At 54.0% G+C, this 18,606-nt stretch carries 28 protein-coding genes; all 28 read right to left on the reverse strand.

Features of this window, described 5'->3' with window-relative positions:
• Positions 1–93: 93 nt before the first annotated feature.
• A complete protein-coding gene (gene rplF / locus KJ869_05985; protein MBU1576741.1) occupies positions 94–675 on the reverse strand; it encodes a 50S ribosomal protein L6 in 582 nt (193 codons plus the stop codon).
• A gap of 27 nt (positions 676–702) precedes the next feature.
• Positions 703–1,101, reverse strand: a complete 399-nt coding sequence (gene rpsH, locus KJ869_05990; GenBank protein ID MBU1576742.1) for a 30S ribosomal protein S8 — start codon at positions 1,099–1,101, stop codon at positions 703–705.
• Between the two features lie 33 nt (positions 1,102–1,134).
• Positions 1,135–1,317 carry a type Z 30S ribosomal protein S14 gene (locus tag KJ869_05995; GenBank protein ID MBU1576743.1) on the reverse strand — a complete coding sequence of 61 codons (183 nt, stop codon included), beginning with the start codon at positions 1,315–1,317 and terminating at the stop codon, positions 1,135–1,137.
• A 63-nt stretch (positions 1,318–1,380) separates the two neighbouring features.
• The gene (gene rplE, locus KJ869_06000; GenBank protein MBU1576744.1) at positions 1,381–1,923 is read right to left on the reverse strand and encodes a 50S ribosomal protein L5; all 543 of its coding nucleotides are present in this window, start codon (positions 1,921–1,923) and stop codon (positions 1,381–1,383) included.
• 45 nt (positions 1,924–1,968) lie between these two features.
• Positions 1,969–2,286: a 50S ribosomal protein L24 gene (gene rplX / locus KJ869_06005; protein ID MBU1576745.1), complete on the reverse strand. Its 318-nt coding sequence runs from the start codon at positions 2,284–2,286 to the stop codon at positions 1,969–1,971.
• A 13-nt stretch (positions 2,287–2,299) separates the two neighbouring features.
• Positions 2,300–2,668, reverse strand: a complete 369-nt coding sequence (gene rplN, locus KJ869_06010) for a 50S ribosomal protein L14 (GenBank protein ID MBU1576746.1) — start codon at positions 2,666–2,668, stop codon at positions 2,300–2,302.
• Positions 2,669–2,744: 76 nt separating this feature from the next.
• Positions 2,745–3,002 (reverse strand): 30S ribosomal protein S17, encoded by a 258-nt coding sequence (gene rpsQ / locus KJ869_06015; protein MBU1576747.1) that lies wholly within the window; start codon positions 3,000–3,002, stop codon positions 2,745–2,747.
• Positions 3,003–3,007: 5 nt separating this feature from the next.
• A complete protein-coding gene (gene rpmC / locus KJ869_06020) occupies positions 3,008–3,238 on the reverse strand; it encodes a 50S ribosomal protein L29 (protein ID MBU1576748.1) in 231 nt (76 codons plus the stop codon).
• Positions 3,235–3,663 carry a 50S ribosomal protein L16 gene (gene rplP, locus KJ869_06025; GenBank protein MBU1576749.1) on the reverse strand — a complete coding sequence of 143 codons (429 nt, stop codon included), beginning with the start codon at positions 3,661–3,663 and terminating at the stop codon, positions 3,235–3,237. The genes rpmC and rplP overlap by 4 nt, the downstream gene beginning before the upstream one ends.
• Before the next feature lie 43 nt (positions 3,664–3,706).
• Positions 3,707–4,354 carry a 30S ribosomal protein S3 gene (gene rpsC / locus KJ869_06030; protein ID MBU1576750.1) on the reverse strand — a complete coding sequence of 216 codons (648 nt, stop codon included), beginning with the start codon at positions 4,352–4,354 and terminating at the stop codon, positions 3,707–3,709.
• Positions 4,355–4,372: 18 nt separating this feature from the next.
• Entirely contained in the window at positions 4,373–4,720 is a 348-nt protein-coding gene (gene rplV / locus KJ869_06035; GenBank protein MBU1576751.1) for a 50S ribosomal protein L22, read from the reverse strand.
• A 17-nt stretch (positions 4,721–4,737) separates the two neighbouring features.
• A complete protein-coding gene (gene rpsS, locus KJ869_06040; GenBank protein ID MBU1576752.1) occupies positions 4,738–5,094 on the reverse strand; it encodes a 30S ribosomal protein S19 in 357 nt (118 codons plus the stop codon).
• Positions 5,094–5,918, reverse strand: a complete 825-nt coding sequence (gene rplB, locus KJ869_06045) for a 50S ribosomal protein L2 (GenBank protein ID MBU1576753.1) — start codon at positions 5,916–5,918, stop codon at positions 5,094–5,096. Before rplB ends, rpsS begins: the two co-directional genes overlap by 1 nt.
• Before the next feature lie 39 nt (positions 5,919–5,957).
• Entirely contained in the window at positions 5,958–6,242 is a 285-nt protein-coding gene (gene rplW, locus KJ869_06050; protein MBU1576754.1) for a 50S ribosomal protein L23, read from the reverse strand.
• Complete coding sequence (rplD, locus tag KJ869_06055) at positions 6,239–6,865, reverse strand: 50S ribosomal protein L4 (protein ID MBU1576755.1); 627 nt, start codon at positions 6,863–6,865, stop codon at positions 6,239–6,241. Before rplD ends, rplW begins: the two co-directional genes overlap by 4 nt.
• Positions 6,866–6,880: 15 nt before the next feature.
• On the reverse strand, positions 6,881–7,504 hold the full coding sequence (rplC, locus tag KJ869_06060) for a 50S ribosomal protein L3 (GenBank protein MBU1576756.1): 624 nt from the start codon (positions 7,502–7,504) through the stop codon (positions 6,881–6,883).
• A gap of 54 nt (positions 7,505–7,558) precedes the next feature.
• Positions 7,559–7,873: a 30S ribosomal protein S10 gene (gene rpsJ / locus KJ869_06065; protein ID MBU1576757.1), complete on the reverse strand. Its 315-nt coding sequence runs from the start codon at positions 7,871–7,873 to the stop codon at positions 7,559–7,561.
• Between the two features lie 64 nt (positions 7,874–7,937).
• Complete coding sequence (tuf, locus tag KJ869_06070; GenBank protein MBU1576758.1) at positions 7,938–9,128, reverse strand: elongation factor Tu; 1,191 nt, start codon at positions 9,126–9,128, stop codon at positions 7,938–7,940.
• A gap of 65 nt (positions 9,129–9,193) precedes the next feature.
• The gene (gene fusA, locus KJ869_06075) at positions 9,194–11,272 is read right to left on the reverse strand and encodes an elongation factor G (protein ID MBU1576759.1); all 2,079 of its coding nucleotides are present in this window, start codon (positions 11,270–11,272) and stop codon (positions 9,194–9,196) included.
• Positions 11,273–11,472: 200 nt separating this feature from the next.
• Positions 11,473–11,943: a 30S ribosomal protein S7 gene (gene rpsG, locus KJ869_06080; GenBank protein ID MBU1576760.1), complete on the reverse strand. Its 471-nt coding sequence runs from the start codon at positions 11,941–11,943 to the stop codon at positions 11,473–11,475.
• 57 nt (positions 11,944–12,000) lie between these two features.
• Positions 12,001–12,375, reverse strand: coding sequence for a 30S ribosomal protein S12 (gene rpsL, locus KJ869_06085; GenBank protein ID MBU1576761.1), 375 nt, complete (start codon positions 12,373–12,375; stop codon positions 12,001–12,003).
• Between the two features lie 449 nt (positions 12,376–12,824).
• Entirely contained in the window at positions 12,825–13,724 is a 900-nt protein-coding gene (locus tag KJ869_06090) for a nucleotidyl transferase AbiEii/AbiGii toxin family protein (protein ID MBU1576762.1), read from the reverse strand.
• 11 nt (positions 13,725–13,735) lie between these two features.
• Entirely contained in the window at positions 13,736–14,338 is a 603-nt protein-coding gene (locus tag KJ869_06095) for a type IV toxin-antitoxin system AbiEi family antitoxin domain-containing protein (GenBank protein MBU1576763.1), read from the reverse strand.
• A gap of 274 nt (positions 14,339–14,612) precedes the next feature.
• Positions 14,613–14,849, reverse strand: a complete 237-nt coding sequence (locus KJ869_06100; protein MBU1576764.1) for an Lrp/AsnC ligand binding domain-containing protein — start codon at positions 14,847–14,849, stop codon at positions 14,613–14,615.
• 230 nt (positions 14,850–15,079) lie between these two features.
• Positions 15,080–16,202 (reverse strand): peptide chain release factor 2 gene (prfB, locus tag KJ869_06105; GenBank protein ID MBU1576765.1). Its coding sequence is split into 2 segments (ribosomal slippage): positions 15,080–16,135 and positions 16,137–16,202, totalling 1,122 coding nucleotides; the frame shifts between segments, so codons are not numbered across the junction.
• A 232-nt stretch (positions 16,203–16,434) separates the two neighbouring features.
• Positions 16,435–17,049: a dephospho-CoA kinase gene (gene coaE / locus KJ869_06110; protein ID MBU1576766.1), complete on the reverse strand. Its 615-nt coding sequence runs from the start codon at positions 17,047–17,049 to the stop codon at positions 16,435–16,437.
• Entirely contained in the window at positions 17,046–18,278 is a 1,233-nt protein-coding gene (locus KJ869_06115) for an MFS transporter (protein ID MBU1576767.1), read from the reverse strand. The genes coaE and KJ869_06115 overlap by 4 nt, the downstream gene beginning before the upstream one ends.
• 21 nt (positions 18,279–18,299) lie before the next feature.
• A partial coding sequence (locus KJ869_06120; GenBank protein MBU1576768.1) for a hypothetical protein occupies positions 18,300–18,606 on the reverse strand: 307 nt, incomplete at its 5' end.

The following is an 18,606-nucleotide window of genomic DNA, read 5'->3' on the forward strand; positions in this document are numbered from 1 at the left end:
TCCGGTTAATAGGAATTTTCGGTTTGAAGGCTGGTCCTGCATGGCTTGCTACTGCCAAAGCCCGGTGAATATATTTTGGGGTATCCTGATCCGTTACCCGCCGGCCCCCGCTGCGGCCTTGCCGGCCTTGCGGCGGACAATCTCGGTGCTGTATCTGATGCCCTTGCCCTGGTATGGTTCCGGTTTTCGGAACTGTCGGATGGCGGCCGCCACCTCCCCCACCGTCTGACGGTTGATGCCCTTGACCACGATGCTGGTCTGGTAGGTCTTGTCCTTGACCTTCAGCAGCGGCTGGTCCTGGATCTCGAACTCTATGCCGTCTGGCTTGGGCAGGTAGACGGTATGGGAATATCCCAGCGACAGGGTCAGGCCTTTGGGGTCTATGATCGCCTTATAGCCGATCCCGTATACCTGCAGCACCTTCTGGAAGCCCAGGCTTACTCCGGTGACCGCGTTGGCCAGCAGGGCCCGGGTCAATCCGTGCAAAGCCCGGTCGAACTTATCGTCGCTGCTCCGGGACACCGTCAATTTATCGCCCTCCAGCGCCACCTTGATGTTGGGGTGGAAGGGCTGTTCTATGGATCCCTTGGGGCCGGTCACTTTGACCGAGCCGGTTTTGATTTCGGCCTTCACCCCCTGGGGCAAGCTTATTGGTTTTTTTCCAACCCGAGACACTTCATTTCTCCTTAAAAAAACTATCAATTACCAGATGTAACAGACTACTTCGCCGCCCACCCCGCTCTTGCGGGCATCCTTGTCCTTCATCAGGCCCTGGGAGGTGGAGATAATAGCCAGGCCGGTTCCGCTTTTCACCTTGGGCACTTTGTCCCCGGGGGCGTAGACCCTCAGGCCGGGGGTGCTGACCCTTTTAAGCCCCGTGATGAAATGGCTGCCCTTATCGTCGTATCTAATGTAGACGCGGATGATATTCTGCCGGTTGTCGGTGATATATTTGAAGTTGGAGATCAGGCGCTCCTTCATCAGGATCTTGGTGATCCCCAGCTTCATCTTGGACGACGGGATGTCCACCTTCTTCAGTTTGGCTTTGCCCGCATTTCGGATTCTGGTCAGCATATCGGCAATGGGATCGGTCATCGACATATCGTTATTCTCCTAATATTCTTTAGAATCGAATTACCAGCTGGCTTTGGTCAGGCCCGGGACCTCGCCCCGCAGGATCAGTTCCCTCAGGCAGATCCGGCATAAGCCGAAATCCCGGTAATATGCACGGGAGCGGCCGCAGCGGTTGCAGCGGTTATGCTGTCTCACCTGATATTTTGGCCTGGCAGCCTTTTCGATCATAGCCTTTCTGGCCATAAGTTGTTATTCCTTCCTGGTTATATGTTCTGTTATATTAAAACCATCTGATGCTGGTGGGGGCTACTTCTGCTGGAACGGCATGCCCATCAGGCGCAGCAGTTCCTTGGCCTCCTCGTCGGTCTTGGCGGTGGTGACAATGGTGATGTCCATGCCGAATATTTTGACCACCTTGTCGTAGTTGATCTCCGGGAAGATGATCTGCTCCTTGACCCCCAGGGTGTAGTTGCCCCGGCCGTCGAACGATCTGGTGGGCACGCCCCGGAAGTCACGGATACGGGGGATGGCCACGTTGACCAGCCGGTCCAAAAACTCGTACATCATATTGCCCCGCAGGGTCACCATGGCGCCAATGGGCACCCCGGCCCGCAGCTTGAAAGTGGCGATGGATTTCTTGGCTTTGCGGATGGACGGCTTCTGGCCGGTGATGGTGCCCAGATCCTTGGCGGCGGCCTCCACCAGCTTGGGATCCTGGGTGCCCTCGCCCAGCCCCATGTTGACCACCATCTTCTCCAAATGGGGGGCCTGCATCACGCTCTTGTATCCGAATTTTTTGACCAGGGCCGGCTTGACTTCCTTGGTGTATTTCTCTCTTAATCTTGCCATTTTGTTCCTAATTTTTAGTATGATCTTACTACGGTAACTTTTGATCTATTCTTTGTCCAGCATCTCGCCGCAGGATTTGCAGACCCGGGCCCGTTTTCCGTCGGCCAGAGTCCGGGTGCCAACCCTGACTCCCTTGTCGCACTTGGTGCAGATCGCCATCAGGTTGGTGAGGTTGATCGCCGCCTCCTTTTCCAGGATCCCGCTCTTCTCGCCCTGCTTGCGGGGCTTGGTATGGCGCTTGACGAAATTTACCCCCTCCACAATGGCCCGGCCCTTGTCCGACAATATTTTCAGGACTTTTCCCTTCTTGCCCTTGTCGTTGCCGGCTATTACGATGACGCTGTCGTTCTTTTTGATCTTCATTTTACATCCGCTCCTATATCACTTCCGGTGCCAGGGAGATGATCTTCATGAACTGACGGTCCCTCAGCTCCCGGCCCACCGGGCCGAAAATGCGGGTGCCCCTGGGCTCGTTCTTGTCGTCGATGATCACCGCGGCGTTGTCGTCGAACCGGATGTAGGAACCGTCCTTGCGGCGGATCTCCTTCCTGGTCCGGACGATCACCGCCCTGGCCACCTCGCCTTTTTTGATGGCCCCGCCGGGCAGCACGTCCTTGATGGCCACCTTGATGATGTCGCCCACCGAGCCGTAGCGGCGGAAATGGCCGCCCATCACCTGGATGCACATGGCCTTCTTGGCCCCTGAGTTGTCGGCGATATTTACCCTGGTATATTGTTGAATCATATTTTTCCTGCCTTGCTGCCCCGTTTTTTTCAGGGATTGTTTATCTTATATTTGGTTTAAATATAACCACTGATGTCTACTTGGCCTTCTCCATCACTTCCACCAGACGCCAGCGCTTGGTCTTGGAGATGGGCTTGGTCTCGATGATCCTGACGGTATCGCCCAGCTTGGCCGATTGATCCTCGGAATGGGCGTAATATTTGGTGGTTCTTTTGACCACCCTGCTGTACAGAGGATGTTTGACCCTTCGCTCCACGGCCACGATGATGGTCTTGTTCATCTTGTCGCCCACCACCTTGCCCATCCTGGTCTTTCTTAAATTTCTCTCTGCCATCTGTTCTACTCCTTCGATCCGGCGCCGGCGGCCAGTTTGCGGATGCTCTTGAGGTCCTCATTGAGAACCGTTTTCATCCGGGCCACCGAACGGCGGGTGTGCCTTAGTTGCAGGGGGTTGGGGATCTGCTGGGTGCTGCGGCGCAGTTTCAGGTTGAAGTTGGCTTCGGTCTCCTCCTTCAGCTTCTGCTCCACTTCGGCCCTGGTCATCTCCCTGAGCTCTTTGGTCTTCTTCATTGCTTTACCTCGATATGACGATGGCGTGGAACCATCCTGGTTTTAACAGGCAATTTGTGGGAAGCCAGCAGCATGGCCTTCTTGGCGGTGGCCTCGGGGATCCCCCCGATCTCGAACATCACCCGGCCCGGCTTGACCACGGCCACCCAGTGATCGGGAGCCCCTTTTCCCTTGCCCATTCTGGTCTCGGCCGGCTTGGAGGTCACTGGTTTATCGGGAAAGATCCTGATCCAGACCCGGCCGCCTCTCTTTATGAACCTGGTCATGGCCACCCTGGCCGCTTCGATCTGCCGATCGGTGATCCAGGCGGCATCCAACGACTGGAGCCCGAATTCCCCAAAGGCTACGTAATGGCCCCTGGTGGCCAGGCCGCACATGCGTCCCCTTCTTTGTTTGCGGTGTTTTACCCGCTTTGGCATCAACATAATTTTTTATAATCTCCAGAAAGTCTATATAAATAAATTTTTCTTATTTGGCCACGGCCTGCTTGCCCAGCACCTCGCCCTTGAATATCCAGACCTTGATCCCGATGCAGCCGAAGGTGGTGTGCGAGGTGGAGGTGGCGTAATCGATATCGGCCCGGAGGGTGTGCATGGGCACCCGGCCCTCGCGGTAGCTTTCGGTCCGGGCGATCTCGGCCCCGCCCAGGCGTCCGCCGCAGGCGATCTTGATCCCGTAGGCCCCCATTCTGAGGGTGCTCTGAACGGCCTTCTTCATGGCCCGGCGGAAAGAGATCCGCTGTTCCAGCTGACGGGCGATATTATCGGCCACCAGGCGGGCGTCCATTTCGGGCACCTTTATCTCGGTGATATTCAGATGGACTTCCTTCTGCGCGGTCAGGTGCTGGATCTCGGCCTTCAGCTTTTCGATCTCGCCGCCCTTGCGGCCGATGACAATGCCCGGCCTTGAAGTATGGATGGTCACCGTGACCCGCTTGGATGTCCTTTCGATCTCTATCTTGGAAATGCTGGCATTCATCAGCTTCTGCCGCAGGTAGCGGCGGATCCTTTCGTCCTCCTCCAGCAGGCTGGCAAAATCATTCTTGGCGAACCACCTTGAATCCCAAGTCTTAATGATCCCCAGCCTTAACCCTATGGGATGTGTCTTCTGACCCAAACCTTTACCTCCGTTAATTTATTTAGCCTGGTCGGAAACCCGAACCAAGAGATTACTGGTGCGTTTCAGCCGACGGTCGGCCCGGCCTCGGGCCCGGGGGCGGAACCGCTTCATGATGATGCCCTCGTCCACCCTGATCTCGGATATCCTCAAGGTATCGGGATCGGCCTTGACATCGCCGGCTGTCTCCACCGCCGAGGCCACGGCTGATTTGACGGCCTTGGCCAGATGGGGGCTGCCCGCTTTAGGGACGAATTTGAGTATCGACAGGGCCTCGTTGCATTTCTTGCCCCTGATCAGGTCGGCCACGGCCCTCATCTTCCGGGGGGTAACCCGGATATGCCTTTTTCTGGATAATGCTTCCATCTTCTATCTGTCGCTCCTTATGCCTTGGTGGCCGCCGGGGCTGCCGCTGTAGCTGCAGCTGCCGGTATGGCGGCGGTAGTGGTCTCGGTCCTTTTCTTCTTGTCTACTTCCTTGCCGACCGCCCCGTGCTTGCGGAAGGTCCGGGTGGGCGCGAATTCGCCCAGCTTGTGCCCCACCATGTTTTCGGTGATATATACCGGGATGAATTTATTGCCGTTGTGGACCGCGATGGTATAGCTGACGAATTCGGGGGGCACCATGGAGCGCCGGGCCCAGGTCTTGATGACCCTCTTTTCCCCCGAGGCTGCCATAGCTTCCACCTTGGCCATCAGTTTGGGATCGATATAAGGTCCTTTTTTAAGGGAGCGAGACATTATTTTCTCCTCTTAAGGATGAATTTACTGGTTGTCTTCTTCTTCTTTCTGGTCTTTTTGCCCTTAGACAGTAGGCCCTTGGAACTGCAGGGATGCCTGCCGCCGGATGATTTTCCCTCACCGCCGCCCATCGGGTGGTCATGCGGGTTCTTGGCCACGCCGCGGCTGTGGGGTTTGACGCCCAGCCAGCGGTTGCGTCCGGCCTTGCCGATGGATATATTCTCGTTCTCCAAATTGCCCACCTGTCCCAAAGTGGCCATGCATTCCAGCCGGACCAAGCGCACCTCGCCCGATGGCAGCCGGAGGTGGGCGTATTCAGCCTCCTTGGCCATCAACTGGGCCGAGCCGCCGGCGGTCCGGACCATCTGTCCGCCCTTGCCTTTTTTGAGCTCGATGTTGTGGATGGCGCTGCCCAATGGGATCTCGGACAGGGGCATGCAATTGCCTACTTTGATATCGATGCCTGAGCCGGAAAGGATCTTGTCGCCCACCGTCAGTCCTACTGGAGCAATGATATAGCGCCATTCGCCGTCGGCATATTTCAGCAACGCTATGCGGCAGGAGCGGTTGGGGTCGTATTCAATTGCGGCCACGGTGGCCGGGATGGCGAATTTATTACGCTTGAAATCAATCAGCCGGTAGGCCCTCTTATGGCCGCCGCCCCGGTGGTCGGCCGTTACCCTCCCGTGGCTGTTGCGTCCGCCCGATTTTTTCAGCGAGGACAGTAATGACTTCTTTGGTTTTGATGATGTGATCTCGTCAAAACTGTATCCGGTGCGATGACGCATTCCCGGGGTGGTAGGTTTATATGATTTGATAGCCATCTAACGAAGTTCTCCTAAATTTTATATCCCGGAATTATTTTAAATACCTTCGATCATCTCTATCTTCTGGTCCTTGGCCAGGGTGACAATGGCCTTCTTCCAGTCCGGCCGCTTTCCCTGGTTGCGCCCCAGACGCTTGATCTTGCCCATCACGTTCATGGTGGTCACTTCCTTGACCTTGACCTTGAACAGCGTTTCCACCGCCTGCTTGATCTGGTGCTTATTGGCGTCCCGGGAAACCTCGAAGCCGTAACGGTTAAATTTCTCGCGGAGGTTGGTGATCTTCTCGGTAATCAGCGGTCTTATAATGATTCTGTAGTTCATTTGGCGAATGCCTCCTTTACGGCTTCCAGTCCCTTCCTGGTAAGGATTACCTTGTCGGCCTTGATGATATCGTAGGGGTTGACCTCTCTGACCGGCTTTAAGGTCAGGCCCGGAATATTGCTTCCGGATTTGCGGACCTCCGGGGAATGGACCTGGTCCAGCAACAGAACCTTCTGCCCGCCCATCTCCATGGTCTTTAACAGCTCCACCATCTCCTTGGTCTTGCCGGTGGTCTTAAGCGATTCTATGACGCCCAGCTTGCCGGATTTAAAACCGTCGGACCAGGCCGAGCGGAGGGCAGCCTGGCGGGATTTTTTGGGAAGCTCCCAGGAATGATCCCGGGGCTCCGGCCCATGAGCTACATAACCGCCCACCATGATGGAAGCCCTGGTGCTGCCCTGTCTGGCCCGGCCGGTCCCCTTCTGTTTGAAAGGCTTCTTTCCGCCGCCCCTGACATCGGCCGCGTTCTGGGTGGCGGCATTGCCCTGTCTCTGGTTGTCTAAGTATTCCCTGACCGCCAGATACAGCAGATGCTGATTGGGCCTGGTGCCGAAGACATCCTCCGGAACCTCTAGGCTGCCGGATTTCTTCCCCTTATCATCGAACAGATTTACAGATAACATTGATGAATGCTTTCCTTATATCTTATGGATTGACACGATTCCGTCCGGAGCCCCGGGTACCGCTCCCTTGACCAGAATGATGTTCTTGGACTGATCTACTTTTACCACCTTCAGATTCATGACCGAAAATTTTACATCCCCCATGTGTCCGGCCATCTTGGTGCCGGGATACACCCGGCCCGGAGACGAGCCAGCCCCGATGGAGCCGGCATGCCGGTTACGGTCGGTCTGACCGTGGCTGGCCGGTCCTCCGTGGAATTTATGGCGCTTCATAACGCCGGCGGTGCCTTTCCCCTTGGTGGTTCCGGATATCTTGATCTTGTCGCCGGCGGCAAAAATATCAGCGGTTATCACCTGGCCCAACTGATAGCCTGCCGTATCGTCAACCCGGAACTCCTGCATCACCTGAACCGGCTGGGCCTTGGATTTAGCCAGATGGCCGCTGGTTGGTTTGTTTACCTTGCCGGGCTTCTTGGAACCGAATCCCAGCTGAACGGCGCTGTAGCCGTCCTTGTCCTTGGTTTTGATCTGGGTCACCACGCAGGGCCCGACCTCCAGCACCGTCACCGGAACCATGACATTGCTCTCGCCGAATACCTGGGTCATCCCGATCTTTCTGCCGATCATTGCGTTCATGATATAGCCTTATTATCGATTCTGAGTTCTTGATTCTGTGGGGAATACCGTCAAAGCTTACAGGCCGCTCTTGATCTCGATATCCACCCCGGCCGGAAGCTCCAATTTGGTCAGAGCGTTGATGGTCTGGGGAGTGGAGTTCAGGATATCGATCAGCCTCTTGTGGATCCTCCGTTCGAACTGTTCCCGGGATTTCTTGTCGACATGGGTGGAACGGTTGACGGTATAGATCGTCTTTCTGGTCGGCAGGGGGATGGGGCCGGAAATTCTGGCTCCCGTCCGTTTGGCGGTGTTGACGATCTCGGCCACCGACTGGTCCAGCACCGCGTGATCATAGGCCTTAAGTTTTATTCTAATGCTTTGAACTGACACCTTTATTTTCCTTTTATCTGATTTCCAAATATTTCCCTCTCCGATACCGGGAGGGCAGGTGGTCCTATTCCACGATCTCGGTAACGGTTCCGGCGCCCACGGTGCGGCCGCCCTCGCGGATGGCGAACTTAAGGCCCTTCTCCATGGCGATGGGGGTCAACAGCTCGCCCTCGATGGTGACGTTATCGCCCGGCATGATCATCTCCACGCCCTTGGGAAGGCTTAAATTGCCGGTGACGTCGGTGGTCCTAAAGAAGAACTGAGGCCGGTAGCCGGTGAAGAACGGGGTATGCCGCCCGCCCTCCTCCTTGGTCAGCACATATACTTCGCCTTTGAACTTCTTATGGGGGGTGATGCTCTTGGGGGCCGCCAGAACCATGCCCCGCTCCAGGTCGGTCTTCTCGATGCCACGCAGCAGCACGCCAACGTTGTCTCCAGCCTGGGCGTCGTCCATCAACTTCCGGAACATCTCCACGCCGGTCACCACTGTCTCACGGGTCTCCCTGACTCCCACCCGCTCAACCTTGTCGCCCACCTTGACCTTGCCCCGCTCGATACGACCGGTGCCAACCGTGCCACGCCCGGTGATCGAGAACACGTCCTCGATGGCCAGCAGGAACGGCTTGTCTATATCCCTCACCGGCTCCGGTATGTAGCTATCCACAGCGTCCATCAGGCCCTGGATGGCCTGGACCCCGATCTCCGACGGGTCGCCCTCCATGGCCTTCAGAGCGCTGCCCTTGATGAACGGGATCTGGTCGCCGGGGAACCCGTACTGGGTCAACAGGTCACGGACCTCCATCTCTACGATCTCTATCAATTCCGGATCATCTACCTGGTCTACCTTGTTCAGAAACACCACCAGGGCCGGAACACCAACCTGACGGGCCAGCAATATGTGCTCCCGGGTCTGGGGCATCGCACCTTCCGAGGCCGCCACCACCAGGATCGCCCCGTCCATTTGGGCCGCTCCGGTGATCATGTTCTTGATGTAGTCGGCATGGCCAGGACAGTCCATATGCGCATAGTGCCGCTTCAGCGTCTCGTACTCCGCATGGTGAACATTGATCGTCACACCGCGGGCCTTTTCCTCCGGGGCGTTGTCGATCTCCTCGTAGCTCTTGGCTTTGGCCAGGCCCTTCTCCGCCAGGTACTTGGTGATGGCGCTGGTCAACGTCGTCTTGCCGTGATCAACGTGACCGATCGTCCCGATATTTACGTGCGGCTTGGTTCGCTCGAATTTTGCTTTGGCCATACCTGGAATCTCCTTATATTCTGGTAAATTTTTCGCTTTATATTTTACTTTTCAACTGAACGTAATTAGTGCCGGCTTCCGCTTTTTTCCATTATCTCCTCGGAAACAGACCGGGGAACCTCCTCGTAATGATGAAACTGCATGGTGTAAATGGCTCTTCCCTGAGAGAGGGATCTCAATCTGGTAGCGTACCCGAACATCTCGGAAAGGGGGACCATCGAGGCTATGACCTGGGCATCCTTGCGTTTCACCAATCCCAGAATCTTACCCCGGCGGGCGCTGAGGTCACCGATCACGTCACCCATATACACTTCGGGGACCACCACTTCCACGTCCATAACTGGTTCTAAGAGAACTGATGATGCTTTCTGCAGGGCATCCCGGGCCGCCATAGAAGAGGCTATCCTAAAGGCCATGTCCGAAGAATCCACCTCGTGATAGGAGCCGTCGGTCAGCTCAACCTTGACATCCACTACCGGATATCCCGCCAGCACCCCTGATTCCAGACCGTCCTTGACGCCCTTTTCCACCGAGGGAATAAATTCCTTGGGTATGTTGCCGCCGATGATGGAATTGACGAATTCAAATCCGGTCCCGGCCTCTTTGGGCTCGGCATGTATCACCACGTGGGCGAATTGTCCGTGGCCGCCGGTCTGCTTGGCAAATTTGATGTTGCTGGTGACTGATTTGCGGATGGTCTCGCGGTACGATACCTGGGGTTTGCCCACGTTGGCCTGCACCGAGAACTCCCGCAGCATGCGGTCCACGATTATCTCCAGATGAAGCTCGCCCATGCCGGAGATGATTGTCTGGCCGGTCTCCTCGTCGGTCTTCACCTTGAAGGTGGGATCCTCCTCCAGCAGTTTTGCCAGGGCCAATCCCATCCTGTCCTGATCGGCCTTGGATTTGGGCTCCAGAGCCACCGCTATAACCGGATCCGGGAATTTCATGGCTTCCAGCACCAGGGGATGCGTCTTGTCACAGATGGTATGCCCGGTGCGGCTTTCCTTTAATCCCACCAAGGCGGCGATGTCTCCGGCCGATATTTGGTCCACATCCTCACGCTTGTTGGCATGCATCATCAGGATCCGGCTGACCCGTTCCCGCTTGTCGATGTTGCTGTTATAGACCGTTTCGCCGGCCTTGAGAACTCCGGAGTAGATCCTGACGAACGAAATCTTGCCCACATAAGGATCGGTGGCTATCTTGAACACCAGGCCGGCCAGAGGCTCGTCGGGACTGTCATGCCGCTCTTCCTTGTGGCTGGTATAGGGATTGATGCCGGTGATTGGTGGAAGATCGGTGGGGGCCGGCAGATAATCCACGATGGCGTCCAACAGCAACTGAACCCCTTTGTTCTTGAATGAAGCCCCACACAGCACCGGGAATATCTTAATCTCCAAGGCACCTTTTCTGATGGACCTTTTCAGCATCTCCGGGGTGATCTCCTTGCCGTCCAGGTAAGCATGCATGGCCTCCTCGTCGAACTCAGCCACCTGTTCTACCAAGCTGTCATGATATTTCCGGGCGTCCGCCATCAGATCCTTTGGTATGGGCCCAGCTTCGGGAGTTTTTTCGCCCTTCTCGTCAAAGGTCAGGGCTTTCATAGTTACCAGATCAACCACCCCGCTGAAGGCCTCCTCCCGACCGATGGGCATCTGGATGGGCACCGCCTTGGCGGCCAGCCTCTCCCGCATCATGGAGACCGCATCGTCGAAGTCGGCCCCCACCCGGTCCATCTTATTAATGAAGGCTATCCGGGGAATGTGATACCGGTCGGCCTGGCGCCACACCGTTTCGCTTTGCGGTTCCACTCCGCCCACGGCGCAGAACAGCGCCACTGCACTGTCTAATATTCTCAAAGAGCGTTCCACCTCGACCGTGAAGTCTACGTGGCCCGGGGTATCTATGATGTTTATCCGGTGATCTTTCCAGAAACAGGTGGTGGCGGCCGAGGTGATGGTGATGCCGCGTTCCTTCTCCTGCTCCATCCAGTCCATGGTGGCGGCTCCGTCGTGGACCTCGCCGATCCGGTGGAGTCTGCCGGTAAAATAAAGTATCCGCTCGGTAGTGGTGGTCTTGCCGGCATCGATATGGGCCATAATGCCGATATTCCTGGTCTTATTTAAAGATTCCTGCGCCAATTTGTTTCCTATCTCCCGCCGCCTGTGAACTCTATCAATCAGGCAGCCAGAATATCGATCTGCCTATTTCAGATATGATATGCGATGTAAAATGGCGACAGGTTGTTCATTTAACTATATTTTCTGAATTTCAAACTTCATCTGTCCGCCCCTCACTACTATTCCCTCTCCCCACGGGGAAGGGACATAAGGAAGGGGTCTTAGAACCGGTAATGGGCAAAGGCCTTGTTAGCCTCGGCCATCTTGTGGGCGTCCTCTTTCTTCTTGATGGCGCCGCCCTCGTTCTTGATGGCCGACAGGATCTCTCCGGCCAGGCGTTCCCGCATGGTTTGCTCGGAGCGGGACTTCGCCGCGGCGATCATCCAGCGGATGGCCAGTGCGGTCCGGCGCTCCGGTTTTACTTCCACCGGCACCTGATAGGTGGCGCCGCCCACCCGGCGGGGCTTGACCTCCAGCACTGGCTTGATGTTGTTCAGGGCCTGCTTGAAACCGTCGATCCCCGAGGCCTTGGTCTTCTTCTCCACGATCTCCACCGCGTTGTAGAAGATCCTCTCGGCGATGCTCTTCTTTCCCCGCTCCATCAGGTTGTTGATGAAGATGGTAACCATGGTGTCGTGGTATTTGGGATCGGGCAGCAGTTCCCGCTTTATGACTCTTTTTCTTCTCGGCATTTTTATACCAGTCTCGGTGTTATATTTTTATTTTTGGAAAGTTGCTGGGACAAGGGATTATTTCTTGGCGCGTTTGGTGCCGTACAGCGAGCGGCTTCTCTTGCGGCCGTCCACGCCGGAGGTGTCCAGGGTCCCGCGGACGATGTGGTAGCGCACGCCAGGAAGATCCTTGACGCGGCCGCCCCGCACCATCACAATGGAGTGCTCCTGCAGATTATGACCCTCGCCGGGGATATAGGACAATACTTCGATACCGTTGGACAGCCGGACCTTGGCCACCTTGCGCAGGGCTGAGTTGGGCTTCTTGGGGGTGGTGGTGTAGACCCTGGTGCAGACGCCGCGCTTCTGGGGGCAGTTTTTCAGGGCTGGGGCCTTGGTCTTTTTGGATTTGGTTTTTCTTCCGTGTCGGATCAGTTGGTTGATGGTCGGCATGGGATCTCCTTAACCGATTTTCCGTTGATGCTGCCGGGGGATTAAAAACAAAAATCCCCATGTCCTGTCCTACTTTCTTTAATAAGGCAGGAAGATGGCATACATAAAAGTTTTCCTAAAGAATTGATATTATATAAGATTTCATATGAAATGTCAATCCCTAAAATAGAAAAAAATGATATTTTTTGATATTTTTTTACATTAAACTCAAATCAGGTTAATGGTAAACTTTTACACAATATGTTGGATTGTTGCTTCTACCTGTAGGGGATGGTTTGAAACCAGCCAGCACGGTTTACACAATAATAACGAAAATTAAAAAAGCCGCCCGTTTATGGACGGCCCTCTTTTTTGCCGCATTAAACCGATAAAATATATTTATGCTTTTTAAGTGGCCAATAAGGAAACCTTTATACTGGTACGATTACCGGGGATAGATCACAAATCCCTTAAAGCCAGCCTTGCCCGGGATGCCAAGTTTTATTATATGGTTTCTTTTCGATTAGAGATTCGACCACTGGCATAAGAAAAATCCTCATCTCATTTATAGCGGCATCCAGTTCGCATATCTCGCCGGGCTTAGTCTTTTTAAGGAACGCCGTCCATTGCCGCTGCTTGGCATTATCTGAGGCGAAACCATCGCCCAGACCTTCCGGCAAGGTTTCCGGCAACCCCGTTTTCCTTCTCTTAAAGGTAGCCGCTATTGCCCTGGAAAGCTTTGATCCGTCGATATTGCTATGCCTAGATATGTACCAAATATCGTAATAATCCTTCATCCGGCTGTTGGCCAGACCTTTGTCAACTAGCGTCTGTAGTTTTTCGGCAATTGCCGTGTATTGTGTGTAAACCTTGATGCTGGGGGCGGGAAAACCCAGCAGCACTGGATACCTTATGCTCTTGGGCCTGGGAACCACCGCATCGCCGAAACCGACGTCTATCTGCAAATGAATCCGGGCGCCGGAAAGCATGGCTGTCAGCGTTATTCTTACGCCCTGATATTCGGCATTCTCACGTATCTCCAGGCCACTGACGGTGTCCGGCAGGAATTCTAACCCGTCCGGCTCTACCGGAACCAGGCACAGTTCCCGGAATATCTTCACCAACTTCGGTATATCGCTGTTTCCTTCACCCAGCAGATCAGCGTCCATCGAGGTACGAACCATCTGATCGTACCAGACCTTGAAAAGCAAGGCGCCCTTTAGCAGGAACCGATCCCGGTATTTCGAGCGGCCCAGACGGTAAAGCAGACGCTCCAGGGCATAATGGGTGAGCAGGACCTTAAAGTCGTAGCCCAAGCTGTCAGCTTTCTGCTTAAGGCGCTCGCGCACCGAAGCGCCGATGTCGGTCACCGGCTTACGGCTCAAAAGACCGCCTCCATGTACGGCCTGATCACGTTTAGCACCCTGTCTATCCTGGCGTATTTGGTCAGCTCGTCTGCGGTGAACTTGCGGGCCCTACGGCCTTCCTTAAGGGCTTCCAGGGCCACGTCCAGGCCGATCTTGTTGCGGTATTTGAAGCAATCGGCCACCGTCTTGGCGGGGCTGTAAACCCGAACGTTGACGCCTTCGATTATATGTTCTTCGACGCCTTCTGTAAAAGCTTTACCGGAATATCTTATATATTTAATATTACGGTTATCAACGTTAGGCCGTCGTGCTTTCTCATCTATGGCAACCCATATTTGCCACGGCAGTTGTGTAGTGAAATTATTGAAACGCAGTGCTGAAATCAGGCAAACAACGCCTTTAGGCACTAGCCTTGATACATGTGCATAAGCGTAATTCTCTGTTTTATTGACATTAGGGAATGAATACACACCTCGTCCGACCTTCTCAAGCTTGCCTTGTTTATATAGACGCGAAAGATATTCCCGCGGAATGTTATGCGCATTGAGGTCACTAATGCTAATTACACTACGCTTCCCAAGAAGTTCATAAAGTATTTTGTATTTTGATATTTGCATATACAGAATATATCACATCATGTATATATTTGTCAATATCTATTGACATTTTGTGACACAATGAACTTGTTAGATATTTTAACTAAACGAAACATATTTACTATTTTTTCATTCTCCTTAAAATATATACCCACCACCACAGCTACCGTCACCGTCACCATCATCATCATCCACCATCATGACAATAGCGGTCAGCCTCCTCATTATTTATTTTATCGGATTAATAAAAACCAAAGGGCCGCCCTTACGGGCGGCCCTTTAACCGCAGATAAATCTAGTTGCCGTTGACCACGATGCAGGTAACTGTTCGGCCGACGCCCTTGGTCCCCTGGATTTTGGAAATGATCAGTTTGGTCAAGTCCTTCATACTTGGGGCCTCCACATAGGCGATGATGTCATGAAGCCCGGTTACCACGTGAGCCTGCTTTAACCCTTTGATCTTGCGCAGGGCCCTGACTACCAGTTCGGCTTTGCCGGCATCGCAATTGATGAACTCATAAGCTGCTACCATTCAACACACCTCCTTCCATTATTTTGATTTTGGGTCTGCTATAAGTCTAAAGTCTAAAGTTTAAAGCTTAAAGCTTAAAGAATAAAAGCCTTTGTGTCTTGTTGGTTAAAGGTTCCCTGGATTGCTTCGTTAGTTATTGCTGGCTGGTGTTCTCGCAATGACGTGTGGAAGTTAAAAGTTAAAAACATTAAAACCTTTGTGTCCTTTGTGGTTCAAAAAAACCTATCCGGTCAGAGGTCATCCCCGGATTCCACCTTGTCGAACTTGCCGCCCTTCTTCAGATAGGCATTTATGAACCGGTCTATTTCCCCGTCCATCACCGCTTTCACATCGCCGGTCTGCTCCAAAGTCCGGTGGTCCTTGACCATGCTGTAGGGGTGGAAGACATAGGAACGGATCTGGTTGCCCCAGGCGATATCGGTTTTAGAGGCCTCTAGAGATTGGCGTTTTTTATCCTCTTCGGCCTTATAATGCTGGTATAGCCGGGAGCGCATCACCTTCATGGCGTTGATCCGGTTCTGGTGCTGGGATCGTTCGTTCTGGCTGCAGACCACTATCCCGGTGGGAATGTGAACCATCCGGATGGCGGTCTCCACCTTGTTGACGTTCTGCCCGCCGGCTGAGCCGGCCCGGTAGACATCTATCCTAATATCTGATTCCAGAATATCCACCTTGATGTCGTCGTCAATTTCCGGATAAACGAAGGCGGAGGCAAACGATGTATGGCGGCGCTTGTTCGAGTCGAAGGGAGATATCCTCACCAGCCGGTGGACGCCGATCTCGGCCTTGAGATAGCCGAAGGCGTGCTTTCCGGACACTTCCACAGTGACGCTCTTGATGCCGGCCTCGTCGCCCGGCTGCAGGTCGATCACCTTATATTGATAGCCATTGCGCTCCATCCAGCGGGTGTACATCCGAAGCAGCATCTCGGCCCAATCCTGGGATTCGGTCCCCCCGGCCCCGGGGTGGATGGTTAGAATGGCGCTTCTTTCATCATCCTCGCCCCGCAGCATATGGCGAAACTCCAGGCCCTCGATGCCTTTTTCCAGGGAGGTCAGATCGTCATGTATCTCTTTTAAGGATTCGGCGTCCGATTCCTCCACCAGCTCCAGCAGGGAGAGGGCGTCGTCGCACTTTTTCCTGAGCTCCTTCCAGGGATCTATCCATTCCCGGCGGCGGTTGGCCTGGGCGATGACCTCCTTGGCCTTGATATTGTCGTTCCAGAAATCCGGGGTCGACATTCGGGTCTCATATTCGGCCAGCTCGTTATCCAGACGGTCTAGGTCAAAGATACCTCCGCAGGTTCTTTATATTCTCATCGGCTATCTGGCTGTTATCTTTCAATTCTTCTATTGTCAAAGCAGGGTCATCCTTTATTGATTTGTATTTTTCCCATTTAGTGGTTTGACCTTACCCATTTCCAATGAGGGCCAGGTAAATGACCCGGGGGCCGAAGGTCAGGAACATCATGGTATCTGGCCTTTTCACTCACTCCCTTTTATTTATTATGCCCACCTTATGTTTTCGGGAAACAAGTAATGTTCATTTTACGACAAAAATGGTGAACAATTCAACCTTTTTGCCATTAAATAAATATTTTATTCCAGACCCGGGCAGCCTTTTTTTCTAGCTGGCCGATAGTGCCATTGTTGGTGATAATAATCCCGGCCTTATGTTTTGTTTTAGAAACCGACAATTGCGAAGCTATTATTTTCCTGGCCTTGATCATAGATATCCCCCGGGCCTGCAATCTGGCCAGACGTAGCTTTTTTAGCGAGTTCACCATTATCAAAATATCCAACTTTTTCTCCAGACCCCATTGCACGATCAGCGCAGCGTCAATTACTATCGGCCTGGCGGGGCATTTTGCCCGGCAAAGCAGGATGCGGTTTTTAATCTCCCTCAGGAGGGCGGGGTGCACGATACGGTTTAACCGGGACATTTCGGCCGGATCGGAGAAGGCCCGTTCACCCAGCCGGCCGCGATCTATGGTCTTTTTATCGGACAAAATACCGGAGCCAAAACCTTTGACAATTTTGGCAAAGCAGGGTAATTTTTCATTCAGCAGTTCGTGTCCCAGTTTATCGGCATCAATGACGCAAGCTCCGCGGCGCCGAAAAACCCTGGCCACAGTGCTTTTGCCCGAGCCGGCCCCGCCGGTCAGGCCGATAATTATAATATGCTTTTTGTTTTCTTTCATATTTTAGCGGGTGCTTGGCTGTATTTTCTTTTGAAATAGATGCTCATTCCCGAGGCCCCGGCAAACAGGATCATGGCCAGGATGAAATCGGCCCGGTATCCCACCCGGGAGAGCAGGTAATATCCCAAAAGCGGACCCAGGAATCCCCGGACCCCGGTCAGGGTCACATGCAGGCCCTGGTAGACCAGGGAGTCCCGGTCCCCGGCGAAATGCAGGGAGCCCAGGTTCCACAGCATTACGATGCCGGTCAGGCCCAGCGAAAAGAAGCACAGACTGGCATAGGCCAGTGCCCGGCTGTTATACAAGCTGGCCAGGAACATAAGCAGGGGATACCCCACCATGATGGCGTAGGAGATGGCCGCTATCTTCCACAGGTTTATTCGGTCGAATATCATCCCGGCCAGGGGCATCAGGGCTAACATGAATATCTGGGCAAACACCCCCTTGGCCTGGGCCATCTGGGAATAGCTGAATTTCAGCTGGTTCAGCAGGAACAGCGGCACCGCCGGGACCATCACCATGAAGGCCAGCCCATAGGTCATAAAAGCCAGCTCGAACATCAGAAAATCGGTGCGCTTGAACATCACCTTCAGGTCGCGGGCGGTACGCCTCATCCGGTATTTTGATTCCGGCCGGTAGGTGATGTGCGAATCTATGATGATGAACAGCAGGTAGGTAATCCCCCCAGTGACGGCGATGCTCATCAAAATGGGCTTGTACAGCTGTGGGGAGATGTCCAGCAGGCGCCCCACCACCAGCGAAGTGGCCATGGAGAAAATCATCAGCACCATCCGGGTGAGGCCGAATACCTGGCCCTTCTTCTGGGCGATGTGCTTCTGATAGAATGAATTTATTATCGGCCCCTGCACGGCATACAGGGAATAGTAAAAGAACAGCAGCAGCAGGAAAAAGTTGGTCCCCTCCAGCATGAAGGCCAGGATAAAGATCAGCCGGCCCAGCACCAGGCCGGGAATCAGGATCCATTTCTTGCTGCGGTTGCTGAAGAAGAAACTGACCACCAGAGACAGCAGCATGGTGGCGTTGGCCAGCAATCCGATGACTGATATCTGGAAATCGCTGGCGGCCAGGGCTTTCTTGGCTATGGTCTCCTGCAGCAGGAGCACCCCCTGGGTCATTCCGTCAAAAACGCAGGACAGCAGAATCAGCCAAAATACCAGTCTTTCCTTTTTATTGAACGCCGAATAGAAACCGAATAATCTGGTGAGCATATTATAAACCGTAACGGCTCGTCATTCCTCCCTGGCCTCCCGTTCCTGGCTCTCCCGGCTGTCGCTATCCCGCTCCCGGGAATCGCCCTCCCGATCGGGATAGATGTCCCAGGGATCGTAAACATCGTACATTCCCTCGTAGGCAGGGCCGTAATAATATAACTCCAGAAAATTATATTCATCGCTGGAATCGATTATGGCCGGAGGGGCAGAAACCGGGGCAGGTTTCTTGGAGGCGGCGGAATCCGCGACCGATTGGATGGCCGGTCCTTTTGCCGCCGTCGAGTCCTTCTGGGCTATTAGCCCAGCCGGCATCAGACACAGGACA

It is taken from the genome of Candidatus Edwardsbacteria bacterium (assembly GCA_018821925.1).
Lineage (GTDB): Bacteria > Edwardsbacteria > AC1 > AC1 > EtOH8 > UBA2226.